Annotated in this window: 14 protein-coding genes; 8 read left to right on the forward strand and 6 right to left on the reverse strand. The window is 39.6% G+C overall.

Annotated elements, in window-relative coordinates; genetic code table 11:
* Window positions 1-95: transposase domain-containing protein (locus tag FTU91_RS13075; RefSeq protein WP_141192749.1), on the forward strand; the 95-nt coding region annotated here is incomplete at its 5' end.
* A gap of 62 nt (window positions 96-157) precedes the next feature.
* Complete coding sequence (locus FTU91_RS13080; RefSeq protein WP_086197610.1) at window positions 158-541, forward strand: hypothetical protein; 384 nt, start codon at window positions 158-160, stop codon at window positions 539-541.
* A 375-nt stretch (window positions 542-916) separates the two neighbouring features.
* On the opposite strand, the gene FTU91_RS13085 is transcribed toward FTU91_RS13080, so the two are convergent.
* Window positions 917-2851, reverse strand: coding sequence for an ATP-binding cassette domain-containing protein (locus FTU91_RS13085; RefSeq protein ID WP_180082399.1), 1935 nt, complete (start codon window positions 2849-2851; stop codon window positions 917-919).
* A gap of 240 nt (window positions 2852-3091) precedes the next feature.
* Between FTU91_RS13085 and FTU91_RS13090 the strand changes: the two genes are divergently transcribed.
* The 4 genes from FTU91_RS13090 to erpA all read left to right on the forward strand — a co-directional run bounded on the left by FTU91_RS13090 (window position 3092) and on the right by erpA (window position 7044).
* Window positions 3092-4099: a putative solute-binding protein gene (locus tag FTU91_RS13090; RefSeq protein ID WP_086197584.1), complete on the forward strand. Its 1008-nt coding sequence runs from the start codon at window positions 3092-3094 to the stop codon at window positions 4097-4099.
* Window positions 4100-4334: 235 nt separating this feature from the next.
* Window positions 4335-5345 carry a putative solute-binding protein gene (locus FTU91_RS13095; RefSeq protein ID WP_086197583.1) on the forward strand — a complete coding sequence of 337 codons (1011 nt, stop codon included), beginning with the start codon at window positions 4335-4337 and terminating at the stop codon, window positions 5343-5345.
* A 235-nt stretch (window positions 5346-5580) separates the two neighbouring features.
* On the forward strand, window positions 5581-6591 hold the full coding sequence (locus FTU91_RS13100; protein ID WP_180082409.1) for a putative solute-binding protein: 1011 nt from the start codon (window positions 5581-5583) through the stop codon (window positions 6589-6591).
* Between the two features lie 117 nt (window positions 6592-6708).
* A complete protein-coding gene (gene erpA, locus FTU91_RS13105) occupies window positions 6709-7044 on the forward strand; it encodes an iron-sulfur cluster insertion protein ErpA (protein ID WP_086198910.1) in 336 nt (111 codons plus the stop codon).
* A gap of 92 nt (window positions 7045-7136) precedes the next feature.
* On the opposite strand, the gene FTU91_RS13110 is transcribed toward erpA, so the two are convergent.
* The 4 genes from FTU91_RS13110 to grpE form a co-directional block, all read right to left on the reverse strand.
* Complete coding sequence (locus FTU91_RS13110) at window positions 7137-7514, reverse strand: hypothetical protein (protein ID WP_180082411.1); 378 nt, start codon at window positions 7512-7514, stop codon at window positions 7137-7139.
* A gap of 119 nt (window positions 7515-7633) precedes the next feature.
* Complete coding sequence (locus FTU91_RS13115) at window positions 7634-8545, reverse strand: matrixin family metalloprotease (RefSeq protein WP_180082401.1); 912 nt, start codon at window positions 8543-8545, stop codon at window positions 7634-7636.
* 104 nt (window positions 8546-8649) lie between these two features.
* Window positions 8650-10593, reverse strand: coding sequence for a molecular chaperone DnaK (gene dnaK, locus FTU91_RS13120; RefSeq protein WP_180082403.1), 1944 nt, complete (start codon window positions 10591-10593; stop codon window positions 8650-8652).
* Window positions 10594-10715: 122 nt separating this feature from the next.
* Window positions 10716-11264, reverse strand: coding sequence for a nucleotide exchange factor GrpE (grpE, locus tag FTU91_RS13125; protein ID WP_086197579.1), 549 nt, complete (start codon window positions 11262-11264; stop codon window positions 10716-10718).
* Between the two features lie 1103 nt (window positions 11265-12367).
* On the opposite strand from grpE, the gene FTU91_RS13130 reads away from it, so the two are divergent.
* The gene (locus tag FTU91_RS13130; protein WP_180082413.1) at window positions 12368-13438 is read left to right on the forward strand and encodes an alpha/beta hydrolase; all 1071 of its coding nucleotides are present in this window, start codon (window positions 12368-12370) and stop codon (window positions 13436-13438) included.
* 53 nt (window positions 13439-13491) lie between these two features.
* On the opposite strand, the gene FTU91_RS13135 is transcribed toward FTU91_RS13130, so the two are convergent.
* Window positions 13492-14160: an acetoacetate decarboxylase family protein gene (locus tag FTU91_RS13135; protein WP_180082405.1), complete on the reverse strand. Its 669-nt coding sequence runs from the start codon at window positions 14158-14160 to the stop codon at window positions 13492-13494.
* A 102-nt stretch (window positions 14161-14262) separates the two neighbouring features.
* Between FTU91_RS13135 and FTU91_RS13140 the strand changes: the two genes are divergently transcribed.
* Window positions 14263-14832 carry a peptidylprolyl isomerase gene (locus FTU91_RS13140; RefSeq protein WP_180082407.1) on the forward strand — a complete coding sequence of 190 codons (570 nt, stop codon included), beginning with the start codon at window positions 14263-14265 and terminating at the stop codon, window positions 14830-14832.
* Window positions 14833-15219 lie beyond the last annotated feature (387 nt).

The following is a 15219-nucleotide window of genomic DNA, read 5'->3' on the forward strand; positions in this document are numbered from 1 at the left end:
CCTATTTAAGCGATGTACTGAAAAGGTTGCCGACACATAAAGTGACCCAGATTGAAGAATTACTGCCACACCGCTGGAAATCCAACTCAAATTAAAAAATGGCGATGGGGTTCAGCGGACGCTTACAATCATCATGCAATATGACGAGGTGAGCACTATGGACCAAGAACTGGAACAGATCCGCGATATCTGGACTCAGGCCTTTTTTAGCGGAAATTATGAGGTGCTGGCTCAGTATGAACATGAACAGTTCAAAGTGGTCTACGAGCAGGAAGGTCGCGTGGAAAGCAATTTTGTTCGCTATGACCGCATTGCTCATGCCGTGAAAAATGGTGTCTGGAAGCCGCAAAAACTCGCAGTTGAGTTTGAAGAATTTGATTATGATGAAGATTTAAAGCATTGCCAGGTCTGGATTGGCTTGCAGAATCATAAACAAATTCGGGAATTATGGGTCAATGAGAGCGCCTGGAAAATCATTGAACTCAGGTTTTTAAAACGCAAAAAACAGCTCAGGATAAGTCAAAAAACTAATTTAAAATGACGAGTATAGTGTGGATAAGTTTTTAAGCTGCCATTTCAGCTCAATAAAAGAGTAAAAATTAACTTATCCATAGCATAAGGCGATATTTTATTTTAAATTTAAACTTGAATTTTAAGTGGTTGTGGATAAATTTTTTAAATTTAAAAGCAGATTTTGAATTTAAATTTATTTTAAGAGGGTTTTTGAATTTAAAACCTGATCATGTTGTTTGATTTAAAATAGCTTGTCATAGCTGGGTAGAATGGCTATATAGAGTGGTTGTGTAGAATAGAATGGTTGTGTAGAAAAATTAAAAAATCGCAGCACACCTTAAATATTGTGCTGCGATCATAAAATAAACGTCACTTTAGCTTTACTTAAGAATGGAAAAATGCCTTATTCAAAAGAACTTTCCAGCTCTTCCAATTCCATCATTAACTCTAACATCTGTTCTTCCGCCGTTTCCAGCTGGCTTTTTAACTGAGTTTGCTCATTCATCAGCTTGAGTAAATCATCTTTACGACTGGCTTCATATATTGCCGCATCACCCAGTAATACTTCAATTTCAGCTAAACGGGGTTGCAGCTTGCTGATCTGTGCTTCATTTTTTTCAATATTTTTACGAATCGGTCGGCTCAGTTCACGGCGGCGCGCAGTTTCTTTACGTTGAGCTTCTTTATCGAGTTTTGAAATTGCCGGTTTTACTTCTACTTGTGACTTCACGGGTTCAGCAGGTTTCTGACCATTTTTCATGAGGTCAATCCGTGCCTGACGTAACCAGTCTGCATAAGCAACCAAATCACCATCAAATTCACGGCATTGACCATTGTGGACTAATAACAATTCATCACAGACGCTGGCAATCAATTGACGCTCATGCGATACCAACACCACAGCACCTTCAAAGTCCTGTAAGGCCATGCTCAGGGCATGACGCATATCAAGGTCCAAATGGTTGGTCGGTTCATCCAGAATCAACACGTTTGGACGTTGCCATACAATTAAAGCCAAAGCTAGGCGCGCACGTTCACCACCAGAGAAGCCTTCACTTGGGGTGTCCATACGTTCGCCACTAAAACCAAAGCTACCGAGGAATGAACGTAAAGTTGCTTCACTGATTTTTTTGTCCGCGATTCGTGACAATTGCAGCATTGGACTGGCACTACCATCCAGGGCATCCATTTGATGCTGGGCAAAATAACCAATATTCAGCAATTCAGAATCTTTGCGCGTCCCTTTGAGCAGTTTCAGGTCACCAACCAAAGATTTGATCAGTGTCGATTTACCGGCCCCATTCATCCCGAGTAAACCAATCCGGCTGCTTGGTGTGATTTGCAAATTGACATTGGTTACAATCAGCTTGTTACCATAACTAATATCCGCATGTTCCAGTTGCAGCAAAGGTGAGCTCATTTTAGTCGGTTCACGGAAACTGAAGGTAAATGGTGTATCTACATGTGCAGCAGAAAGTTCCTGCATACGTTCTAGTTGTTTAATCCGGCTCTGTGCCTGTTTGGCTTTGGTGGCTTTGGCTTTAAAGCGGTCAATAAATTTTTGTAAATGTGCCCGTGTTTCAAGCTGCTTTTCATACGCTTGTTGTTGTTGTGCCAGACGTTCACTACGTGTACGTTCAAAGGTAGAATAATTTCCGGTATAGAGCATCAGTTCCTGATTTTCGATATGTAAAATATGATCGGTAACGGCATCAAGAAAATCACGGTCATGCGAAATTAAAATCAGGGTGCCTTCATAGGCTTTTAGCCAGTCTTCCAGCCATAAAATTGCATCCAAATCGAGATGGTTGGTCGGTTCATCCAGTAACAGCAAGTCGGAACGGCTCATCAGGGTGCGGGCCAGATTTAAACGCATGCGCCAGCCACCCGAGAAACTGGAAACATCCAGTTGTGACTGATGTTCAAAGAAGCCCAAACCGGCCATCAATTGTGATGCTTTTGATGGAGCAGAGTAGCCATTAATTTCGTCAAAGCGGCCATATAAATGCGCTAACTCATCGTTATTGAGATCTTCAGGGTGTTCCAGTTTGTGCTGGATGTCCCAATATTCTTCATCTCCAGACAGGACAAAATCGATGGCCTTCATCTCCAGCGCTTTAATTTCCTGAGCCATATGAGCCACCGTCCAGGCAGCAGGACGGGTCAAAGAACCGCCATCCGATTCCATGCCACCCAATAATGCGGCGAACAGGGTCGATTTTCCTGCGCCATTGACACCGGTTAGGCCAATTTTCCATCCTGGATGTAGCTGCATAGACGCTTTTTGAAATAAAACACGCCCACCGCGACGTATAGAAAGTTGATCTAACTGAATCATTGAAATATCTAAATGAGAAGAATAATGTGCGTATTCTAAAGGAAGCCACTCAGAAAAGAAAAAGGCAGTGCATGATTCTTTTTTATAAAAGCATGATTTTAAGTAGATGAATAAAAATGTGACAAATTGTGCAAAAAAACAGCCTTTCGTCAGAAAGGCCTCAGCAGCTCTATTTTTAGTATAAAAACAAAATTATAGTAATTTTCTAAGATAAATAAGCGAAAAAGAATAAGGCACATCATGAAAAAAAAGACTTTTATTTTATCTATGCTCACACTTTTGAGTTTTTCCAGCTTAGCGCAGGCAAAACAGAATATCTGTGTATTTGATTTACTTGGGAAAGCAGGTGAGTCTTATAAATTAATTGAAGAATGGGCCTTAACCAGTAAAAACTGGGGAGCCGAGGTCAATCTAATGCCCTATCAAGACGAAGCCAAAATTGAAAAAGATTTTAAGGTCGGTGTCTGTGATGCTTTTTACATGACCTCAATGCGTGCCCGCGCCTATAACAAATTTGCCGGTTCAATTGATGCACTTGGTGGCGTTCCAAGTAATCAGATTGCACAAAAAGCCATTGCTTTTGTGTTGGACAAACGTAATAAAAAGCGGCTGACCAGTAGCATTGCCAATGAGAAATATGAGGTGGCAGGAATTGGGCAAATTGGTACTGCCTATCTTTTTGTACGTGATAAATCAATTAATTCTATAGAGAAGGCACAAGGTAAAAAATTTGCCATTCTGCACTATGATCAGGCGCAAAAAATTGTTGTCCAGCGTATTGGTGCAGTGCCGGTGATGGCTGATATTTCTAATTTTGTGAAGAAATTCAACAATGGTGAAGTCGATATGATTGCGGCACCCGCTTATGCCTTTAAGCCGCTAGAAATTTACAAAGGTTTAGGCTCTAGCGGGGCAATGATTAATTTTCCGGTCGTCAATGTGACTGCCGATCTGGTGATTCGCCCGGAGAAATTTCCTGAAGGTTTTGCAGATCAGTCACGGAGTTGGTTCGTAAAACTTTTACCGAAAAGCTTTGCTATGGTGAAACGCCTGGAAGCGGAAATTCCCGCCAGATATAAAGTCAATTTAACTAAGGAAGATCATGATAAATATCAAAAATTATTACGAGATGGACGTTTAGACCTGACTAGGCAAGGAATTTATGAACCGACCATGATGACGGTGCTGAAAAAAGCCCGTTGTACGGTAGAGAGAACCAACTTTGAGTGTTCATTAAGCGGTGAATAAATCCATCATTATTGTATTCATTTGTAAAATAGCGCAAATTTCATAAATTATACCTAAAAATCGCTGTTACATAAGTTTATGATTTTTATTGCTAACTTAAAAAAATGAAAAACGATTGGCATTTTAAGCCTGATTAATTGGAGTAAATACTCTATTTTTTTAGAATGAACTTGCTTAATATTTGTGGCGTGAACGGATACTCGTCAAACAACAAGATTCTAAAAGGACCGAAATAATGAAAAAAATGATTTTCACATTAACAACATTTGCTGCTGTAGGCTTAGCGAGTACAGCACAAGCTGCTAAAGTCGATGTCTGTGTATTTGATTTACTGGGTAAATCGGGTGAATCTTTTCAAATGGCTCAGGAATGGGCATTGGCTGCCAAAGGATGGGGGGCAGAAATTAATCTTATTCCACGTCAAGACGAAGCGGTTGCTGATAATGACTTTAAAGCCGGTAAATGTGACGGCGTGTTTATGACCGCGATGCGTGCTCGTCAATACAATAAATTCGTAGGCTCTATTGATGCTCTCGGTGGTGCACCAAGTAATGCGATTGCTCAGCGTGCCATCACTTTTGCTTTGGATAAACGTAATGCGCCGAAAATGGTCAGTAATTTAGGCGGCAAAAAATATGAAGTGGCGGGTATTTCACCTTTAGGTTCTGCTTTTATTTTTGTACGCGATAAAAAAATTGACTCGATTGAAAAAGCAGCAGGTAAAAAATTTGCGGTATTAGGTTATGACGATGCACAAAAAATTATGGTGCAACGTGTAGGTGCGCAAGCGGTGATCTCTGATGTATCTAACTTTGTCGCAAAATTCAATAATGGACAGGTCGATATGGTAGGTGCACCTGCCTATGCCTATAAACCTTTAGAAATTTATAAAGGTTTAGGTTCTAATGGTGCGATGTTTAATTTCCCTGTACTCCAGGTGACCGCAGATTTTGTGATCCGTCCAGACCAATTCCCGGCAGGCTTTGGTCAAAAATCACGTGACTGGTTTGTGAAAAACTTACCAAAAAGTTTTGCCCTAATTAATCGTCTGGAAGCCAATATTCCGGCCAAGTTTAAATTGAACCTGACTGCAGAAGATAAAACCAAATATCAAAAATTATTGCGTGAAGGCCGTATGGATATGACCAACCGCGGTATTTATGATCCAGGCATGATGGGGGTTTTGAAAAAGGCTCGCTGCTCTGTCGATAAAGCCAATTTTGAATGTTCACTTGGTGGTGAATAGTATTGATTTTTAAAAAGAAAGCCTAGATTAAATCTAGGCTTTTTTGTCACTAGTATTTTGTCATTTTTGCCATTGAGATGAGTGAAAAAAGGCGTAATCTTAAAAAAATAACAGTGAAATTTTATCAGCCCAAAAAACAAGTCTTCAAATCGGCTGCTGGCTGATGAATAAAAAAAGCAAAAACGATTCAATTCAAGATTGAATAAAATAATGACACAAGGAAGAAAAAATCATGATGCCATGCTCTAAAACACTGCTGCTTGGTCTAGGTTTGTGTGCTGTCGCTAGTATTACTCAAGCCAAACAGGTGATTTGCGTATTTGATTTAGTAGGTAAAAGTGGGGATGTTTTTGCCCTGATGAAAGATTATCAATTGGCAGCCAAAAATTGGGGCACCGATATTGAATTACGTGTAGGCCAAAATGAAGCAGTCATCGCTGAAGATTTTAAAGCTGGAAAGTGTGACGGGATCAGTGTGACCGGTATGCGCGGTCGTCAGTTTAACCATTTTACCGGTTCACTGGATGCTATTGGTGCGATTCCCGATTTAAAACTGGCAGTAAAAGTGATGCAGGGTTTAGCCAATCCAACTTTTGCCAAACATATGCTGAATAGCAAATATGAAGTGGTGGGTGTGATTCCAGTCGGCGATGCCTTTTTAATGGTTAATGATCGTAATATCAATACCGTGGCGAAAGCTGCAGGCAAAAAAATTGCCGTGCTTGATTATGATGAAGCGCAAAAAATTATGGTTCAGCAAGTGGGTGCACAGGCGATTAGTGCAGATGTCACCAATTTTGGCGCTAAATTTAACAATGGTCAGGTGGATATTATTGGTGCACCTGCTGCCGTATTTAAACCTTTAGAACTGTATAAGGGTTTAGGCAATAAGGGTGCAATTGTGAATTATCCTATTTTACAAGTCACCGGTAATGTGATTATCCGTCCAGATAAATTTCCGGCAGGATATGGGCAAAAGTCACGTGAATGGGTGAAAAGCCAGTTACCTCGTGCCTTCGGGATTTTAGGCAAAATGAAAGCCGATATTCCGCAAAAATACTGGATGCAAATTCCTGAAGCAGATAAAGTGGGCTATCAAAAATTGATGCGCGAGTCGCGGGTCGATTTAACCAAACGCGGCGTTTATGATAAACGTATGATGAAATTACTGTGGCAATTCCGTTGTAAGCAAGATCCAAAGAATTTTGAATGTAGTCTGCAGGATGAAAATTATAAAAAATCTTGAGAAAAATAGTCTGATTTAACTTTAAATCTGTAAATACTGACCATATATTGGGTATGCTATACTTAATATATGGTCTTTTATATTTCAAGACAGCTGAATTGAACAGAGGAATCCCACATGAATGCCCAAGCTCTGGTGTTGACCGACAATGCTGCGAATAAAGTACGCCAATTGCGTGATAGCGAAGGCAACCAAGAATTAATGTTACGCGTTTATGTTACAGGTGGCGGTTGTTCCGGTTTCTCTTATGGCTTTAACTTTGCTGAAAGCATGAATGAAGATGATGCTGAATTTATTAATGGTGATGTGAAAATGCTGGTCGATTCATTGAGCTATCAATATCTTGTCGGTTCAGAAGTAGATTATGTAGAAGGCCTGGAAGGTTCACGTTTTATCGTGCACAACCCTAATGCAACAACAACCTGTGGTTGTGGTTCATCTTTTTCAATTTAATCGAATAATCAAATATAAAAAGCCCTCCAAAAATGGGGGCTTTTTTATTGCGGATTAGCATGCTGATTTGCTGTTGCAAGCTATTTAAATTATTAGGCTTGCAGTTTTGCTGCTTCTAGAATATCAAAAATAACCGTAGTCACATCTTGGCTTAAATCGCGATTGTTAAAAATTTCATAAGCACTAATGGTGATATCGGTATCGCTTGGCAGTAAACGTTGTTCTTCTTCAATCAAATCTTGAATAGGCAACAGGGTCTGTTTGACTTGTAAATGTAGAATATCTTTAAATTCTATATTTTCATCTTCAAGTTCAATCAGTTGCTCATTGAAATACGGCAAAAGAATGGAATGGAGATAAGGTTGAATCTCAATAATATCAAAAATTTCAATATCACGAGTCTGTTCAATCGTACTGATGTGATCATTTACTTCAATAAGAATATGGTAGTAACTCACACGCATCTCCAGAGGTTTCTGTTGTCATTTCTGGTTATTACCATAACACGAAATTTGCCTGATTGCCGATATCTTACTATTCATAGACTTATAAAAAGTAAGGTTTTTTTGCATTGTATCTCAAGTTGAGCCTAACGCGCCTGTAACAGGGCAAGATCAGCAGCGGACAAGCGGAAATTTAGCATGTTTTGCTCTTTCATCAGTGGATACATCAGTGCTTGCGGGTCCTGATTATGTTTCAAGCCCAGTGCATGGCCAAATTCATGCGCCAGCGTCAAGCGTAAATCCTCAATCGATTCAAATTCGTAAATGTTAATTTGCTTGCCATTAAATGAACCTTTATCAAATAATCGTGGCTGAAAACACTGATTAAAGCTTTTTACCGAGCTATCAATCCGTTGATTCAGCTGATTCAGTTCATCAACCTCCAGATTAAGTTGCTGAATTTTCTGGTTATAAAGATTGATCTCTTGCTGCAGTACCAAAATGTGCTGTTGTAACTGGTTTTGCTGCTGCATGAGCTGTTCCCGTTGTGAAGCCGGGATTCCACCACTTTGATTAATAATGGCAATATATTGATTATGTTGATTTATTTGTATATTGAGTTGGGCTTTTTTCGCATCGAGTAGAGTATTGGTACGGTCTAGTTCATCTTTAAATTGCTGCAGTTGTTGATTTTTATTGACCCACACTTGCTGGTTGTGTTGAATCTGGCCTAATTGCTGCCGACGTTGCACCGATTCGTCTTGACGTTGATCATAAATTAAATGGATGGTGAGCCGGGCATCGGGATCATAAACAAAATAGTCTTTGCCTGTACCCGCTTTCCAGATGTCAGTGGCTTGCTGGCTAATCTGTTTCAGTTCATTTTCAGTAACACCAAAACGTGAATCAACCTCAGCAATACGGTAACGTAAGCGGGTATCGAAAGGATGTTGAATACGATCCAACAGGGTATTGTGGCGAATTTGAGGATGATTTCGGGTTTGATAGGTCATGCCGAACAGAAATATGACCAACAGGCTGAGTAGCACTAAGCGCATAAAAGCTTAAAATCATTATTTTTCTATACTGTATAACAATTAAGCTGAAATAAAAATAAAAAAACCGCGCTTGCGCGCGGTCTTTTTTCTGTTAATTCGACAAATTATTTTTTGTCATCTTTAACTTCGGTGAATTCAGCATCTACAACGCCGTCATCTGCTTTTTGTTGTTGACCCGCATCACCTTGGAATGCATTTGGATCAAAACCTTGAGCACCGCCTTGAGCACCTTGCGCAGCTTCATAAGCGCGTTGAGTGATCGGCATGATGATGTTTTGTAATGCTTCAGTTTTTGCTTTGATGGCTTCAACGTCATTTTCTTTGGTTGCAGCTTCAAGTTCTGAAACCGCAGTTTCAACCGCAGTTTTTTCGTCAGCAGTCACTTGTTCGCCCAGATCTTTTACTGCTTTTTGCGCGCTAGAAACTAAAGCATCAGCTTCGTTACGAGCTTTAGCCAGTTCTTCGAACTTACGGTCTTCTTCCGCATTCGCTTCAGCATCTTTGATCATCGCTTCAATTTCAGCATCGCTCAAACCTGAGTTTGCTTTAATTTGAATCGATTGCTCTTTACCAGTGCTTTTGTCTTTTGCAGACACTTTCAAGATACCGTCAGCATTGATATCGAACGATACTTCAATTTGTGGCACGCCACGTGGAGCAGGTGGGATGTCGCCTAATTGGAAGTTACCCAACAATTTGTTTTGCTGCGCCATTTTACGTTCACCTTGGTAAACCGAAATGTCTACAGCAGGCTGGTTGTCTGCAGCAGTTGAGAACACTTGAGATTTCTTCGCAGGAATCGTGGTGTTTTTCTCGATAATTGCAGTTAACACGCCGCCCATAGTCTCAATACCTAGAGTCAATGGAGTTACGTCAAGAAGTAATACGTCAGTTTTGTCACCAGACAACACAGCACCTTGAATCGCAGCACCAATTGCTACTGCTTCGTCAGGGTTCACGTCTTTACGTGGCTCACGACCAAAGAATTCTTGTACTTTTTGTTGTACCAGTGGCATACGAGACTGACCACCAACCAGAATCACATCAGAGATGTCTGAAGTTGAAAGACCGGCATCTTTAAGTGCAATCTTACATGGTTCAATAGTACGAGCGACCAGATCAGCCACCAAACCTTCAAGTTTTGCACGAGTCACGTTGATCACTAAATGTTTAGGACCAGTCGCATCTGCAGTGATGTATGGAAGGTTAATTTCAGTTGCATTAGAAGAAGAAAGCTCGATTTTTGCTTTTTCAGCGGCTTCTTTCAAACGTTGTAATGCAAGAGGATCTTGTTTCAAGTTCACGCTTTGTTCTTTCTTGAATTCTTCAACCAGGAATTCAATTAAAGCATTATCGAAGTCTTCACCACCTAGGAAAGTATCACCGTTTGTAGATAATACTTCGATTTGCTGGTCGCCATCCAAGTCAGCAATTTCAATGATGGATACGTCGAAAGTACCACCACCCAAGTCATAAACCGCGATTTTACGGTCGCCTTCTTTCTTGTCCATACCGAACGCAAGAGCTGCAGCAGTTGGTTCGTTGATGATACGTTTAACGTCCAAACCGGCAATTTTACCTGCATCTTTAGTGGCTTGACGTTGTGCATCGTTGAAGTAAGCAGGCACAGTAATGACCGCTTCAGTAACTGTTTCACCTAAATAGTCTTCTGCAGTTTTTTTCATCTTTTTCAAGATTTCAGCAGAGATTTGTTGTGGTGCAAGTTTCTTGTCATTTACATCCACCCATGCATCGCCATTGTCTGCCTGGATGATTTTGTAAGGCACTAAACCGATGTCTTTTTGCACTGCTTGGTCTTGATACTTACGGCCGATCAAACGCTTGATCGCGAATAATGTATTTTTAGGGTTAGTCACTGCCTGACGTTTCGCAGATTGACCAACCAGAATTTCGCCATCTTTATAGGCAATAATAGATGGAGTTGTACGCGCGCCTTCAGCGTTGTCGATGACTTTAACTTTGTCGCCTTCAAGTACGGCAACACAAGAGTTTGTTGTACCTAAGTCAATACCAATGATTTTAGCCATTTGGATGTTTCCTCAAAATTATTTTTTGCAATGTTTTTGCTTGTTATCCGATATGAGAGCCATTCAAAATTTTTCAAGTTGTTTGCATGAAAAAAATAGAAAAACTCTCGAATTTCTATACCTTATTGACCTACGAGGACCATTGCTGGACGCAGTAAACGGCCTGAAAGGGCATAACCTTTTTGTAATACGGTACCGATTTCACCAGCTTTGACGTCAGGTGCAATACCGACGGCCTGATGTAAATCAGCATTAAAACCATTATTCATGTTGACTTCTACAACGTTAAATTTTTCCAGCGTACTGAGTAATGATTTATGGGTCAGTTGAACGCCTTCAAGTAATGGCGATTCAATATCCCCAGCCGCTTGAATAGCACGCTCTAAATTATCGACAGTGTCGAGCAGCTCTTTAGCAAACTTCTCAATCACGGTCTCTTTATGCTTTTCAGCTTCACGTTGAATACGTTCTACGCTTTTTTGTGCTTCATAAACTGCATTGGCTGTACGGGCTTTTTCTAACTTCAAGTCACCTTCAAGCTGTGCAATCTGCTCTTGTAAAGATTCAACGGTAACTTCTGACTGTTCAGGTTCAGCTTGAGATTCTACTGTTTGTTGCTCAGCTTGCTCTTGCCCTAGATCTTGAGCGTCTTGATTCTGCTCAGTTGCCATAGATTTACTCCGTTTGAATGGGTTTTTAAACATGTCAGTCCTTTTGGCCTCAGTGCTAACTGCGTTAATCCTGAACTGCCATGAGTGATAAAATTCATGATTAATACAGAGTTCGGGGCAGACGTTAAAAATTCAAGCGAGACAAGCAATTAAATCTGTTTAATTTGATTAAAATTATTAAAAAGCATTATTTTTTCTAAAATAAAATACCAGATGATGTGATGATTGCGGGTAAATATCAGAATTTAGACCAGGTTAAGCAGAGCAAAGGTGGAACCCTTGTGATTAGCGCATCCTGATATAAGTAACCCTATTATTTAGAGTGTAGTGAACGGCAGAAATAGCAGTTGCAATAGCCTGAACCGGATTAAGTTATTGATAATAATATGTCTGAGAAAATTTATAGCATGCAGGAAGCGCAATGTTAGAGAGTCTACTTAGACTTAAAAACGATCAATATTAAATGAAATATATATTTCACAAAAATGCTTCAGATGCTTATTATTTAACCCAGATTCTATCGCTGTAGTTTCTTCTTGGTATTTAGAAATGTGTTTTCTAGGCTTATCCAACCTCTGGATAAGCTTTTTTTTTGCCTAAAGTTAAGTAAATGCAGAATAAATAGAATTTATGTATCTGTTTAGCAAAATTTTATCAGGATTCTGAGCGGCCCCCCCCCCTCTAAATTACGATCTAAATAATAGGCAAAGGAATCATACTTCCAACGTTGAGGATATTACTCCCCTTTATATTACTAGTCATAACCTGAACCCTAGGCTTGGTTATAATGACAGTCCTAGCAAGTATAAGAGTCATTTTAATAAGTGCCATTTTCAGGAAAGGGGATAATGCAGCTAAAAATCGCCTTGCTAATGATAGCAGAAGGCGTCTTTTAGCCATAACATTCATTCTTTTTGTGGGCTGGAGTGGCAAAAACACGCCGAAATATACATGGAAATTGTCAATGACAAGGTATGAAAAGAAGATTAGCGTATGAATGTTTTTACTGTGTATACCGATAATTAGACTGATATAAGCGTATGGTCACGTATTGGCTGATCATGTAAAAAATATCAAGATTAAAATAAAAGGAAGGTGCCATGATGGTTGCTTTTAGCCGAACTTTACAGACCATGTTAGAAAAAGGTCAAGGTACAGCGGCACGTACTTTAGATCGATTGCCCAGTTTTGCACAAAAATCTCTAGTTAAAATTTTAAGATATCCGCATCAATATCCTGAACTTGATCCCTTGGTGCAATGTATGATGGCAGCCCAGTTAAAACGGGGCAGTAGTGGTTTGGTCAGTGAAGATATTATTCATGCCCGTAAAAGCTTTGATTTGCAAATGCAGTCCATCAAAGCCAAGCCTACACCAGTGAAACAGATTGAAGATCTACGTTTACCTTTACACAGCGGCACCATCTTTGCGCGACATTATCATCCTGCACCCACTAAAAAATTGCCTATGGTGGTGTATTTTCATGGTGGCGGCTTTGTTGTAGGCAGTCTGGATTCGCATGATGAGGTCTGCCGTTTACTGGCAGTGCATGCCAAAGTGCAGGTTTTAAGTATTGACTATCCTTTAGCACCTGAAGCGAGTCCGAATCAACTGATTCAAAGCTGTGAAGATGCCTTGGCATGGGTCTATCAAAACAGAAAACAGCTTAAAATCTTAAAAAATAGAATTTCAGTGGCGGGGGATAGCGCTGGAGGGAATATCAGCACGGTAGTTGCACAACGTACAGCTCATAAAGTGTATGCACCGCAAGCGCAATTACTGCTCTATCCGGCAGTTGATTTTAAAAGCCGTCATCCTTCATTTTATGCCTACAATGAAGGACTGGTTTTAACCGGTAAAGATGTGGATTTTGTCACCCATTATTATGCAGATACGCATCAGGTTGAACTCGATGATCCGCTGATTTCACCGACTTATGGTCAGCATGACAAATTACCACCTACCTTTGTGGTGACTGCAGGTCATGATGTATTACATGATGAAGGGGAAATTTATGCACATAAATTACGTCATCGTGGCGTAAAGGTGCATTATCAGGAATATGGCGATCAAGCGCATGGTTTTGTCAATCTCACACCTGTTTCTTATCGTGCTAAAAAGTATTTTATTGAAATCAGTAAAAACTATAGAAAGTTTTGGGATAAACACGCTTAAATTTTTTGAGCTGGGTATTCATTTATAATAAAGGTGTTTCACGTGAAACACCTTTATTTTTTCTCGATTTTAGCTTTAGGTAAGGTGAGGCTAAATTCTGGCACATAAAAGCTGTGTAAATAGCGGGCTTGAGAAAAATCGGGAAAAATGTCCTGGGTGTTTTTCCAGCTCGCCTGTTTTAATTTACTGAGTTTACCGCGAAATTGTAGTGTGAACTGATAGCGTAAACCTTGCCAGGCTTGATCGATCTTGAGCAGCCGTGCAGGTAAATGATGACTATTCACATAAAAAGTCTGGCTATGTTTATATTTCTGCAAGCACAAACTCATTTCTTGTTGCTCAAAGCAGATATTGCAATACACCACATCATCATGGATGAACCATTCAAATTGGGCCAGCTGTTTTGGTATTCCCCAAAAATGTTGACCATTTAGCATAGAGGCTTCGGTAGAAACATAAATTTTCGGAATGCAAGACAAACGTCTTTTACTGATTAAAGGATGATCCAAGATCAGCAATTCATCATATGGGCCTACAGGAGAATCATGATAACGAACCAATATGACCTGTACCACGCGTCCAATTGGAGAAGGAGCAATATAAAAAGTCCGATGCTGCGCAATAAATTTGGGCGTTAACCAGTAATTCAAAATAAAAGCATTACCCTGTAAATGCCAAGGTGGGTAAAGGGAAAAAGTAGTTGTATTTAATTCTTCGCTCATTGTAATGCTCATTTTATATCAAAAAGAGAAGCTGTTATATTTATATTGAAAGATTAATATATAGTCATTCACAATGACCACTTAACGTAGAAGAGTAAAGAAATGTTAAAAAAGGCCTTATTTGCTATTGGTACTGCATGTATGAGTTTGCAGGTGATGGCTGCAAATACCCTGGTAGAAATGAAAACCTCAATGGGAAATATTGAAATAGAGCTATTTAATGATAAAGCGCCTATTTCAGCAAAAAACTTTGAAAGTTATGTAAAAGATAACTTTTATAATGGCACCATTTTTCACCGGGTGATTCCTGGCTTCATGATTCAGGGGGGAGGAATGGATGCCAACATGGTCGAGAAGCAGACCAAAGCCCCTATTCAAAATGAATCCTATAATGGCTTAAAGAACCTGCGTGGCACATTGGCCATGGCACGAACCAATATGCCTAATTCAGCAACCAGCCAATTTTTTATTAATACGGTAGACAATGACTTTTTAAATAGAAGTCAGATGAATGCAGGTTATGCCGTGTTTGGTAAGGTTGTGAAAGGCATGGATGTGGTCGATAAAATCACTCAAGTACCGACTGCAAACTTTGGAATGCATCAAAATGTACCAAAACAAGTGGTGAAAATTATCAGCGTGAACATTAAAGCAGCAGAGGTGAAAAATTAAGAAAAAAATAAAGCAGAAATATTTTATTCATATTTTTGCTTTAAAATTATATGTTTATATTTGAATTAGAATAAAAATGAACCAGCTTAGTGCATAAAAATACAACACTCAATAAAACAATCAGTTAAAAGCACTTGCATGGGTAAGAAATTGCCCTATAATGAGCTCATCCCGACGCGATACAGCAAACGAACTTAGCTGAACAGGTTAAGTTGTTGAATGTTTATTGCGTTATATTTTCTACTGACGAGGTAGGAAATAGATCATTAAGAGATTATGAAGAACAACTTGTGTGGATTTTTACTGGTTGATTGATCGAAATTATTTTCATTGATTGATGGTAGAAATTACTCGAAGTTTATTTGAGAAATATTTGTCAGAAAATTG

Source organism: Acinetobacter sp. YH12201 (assembly GCF_013418145.1).
In the GTDB taxonomy this organism is placed as follows: Bacteria; Pseudomonadota; Gammaproteobacteria; order Pseudomonadales; family Moraxellaceae; genus Acinetobacter.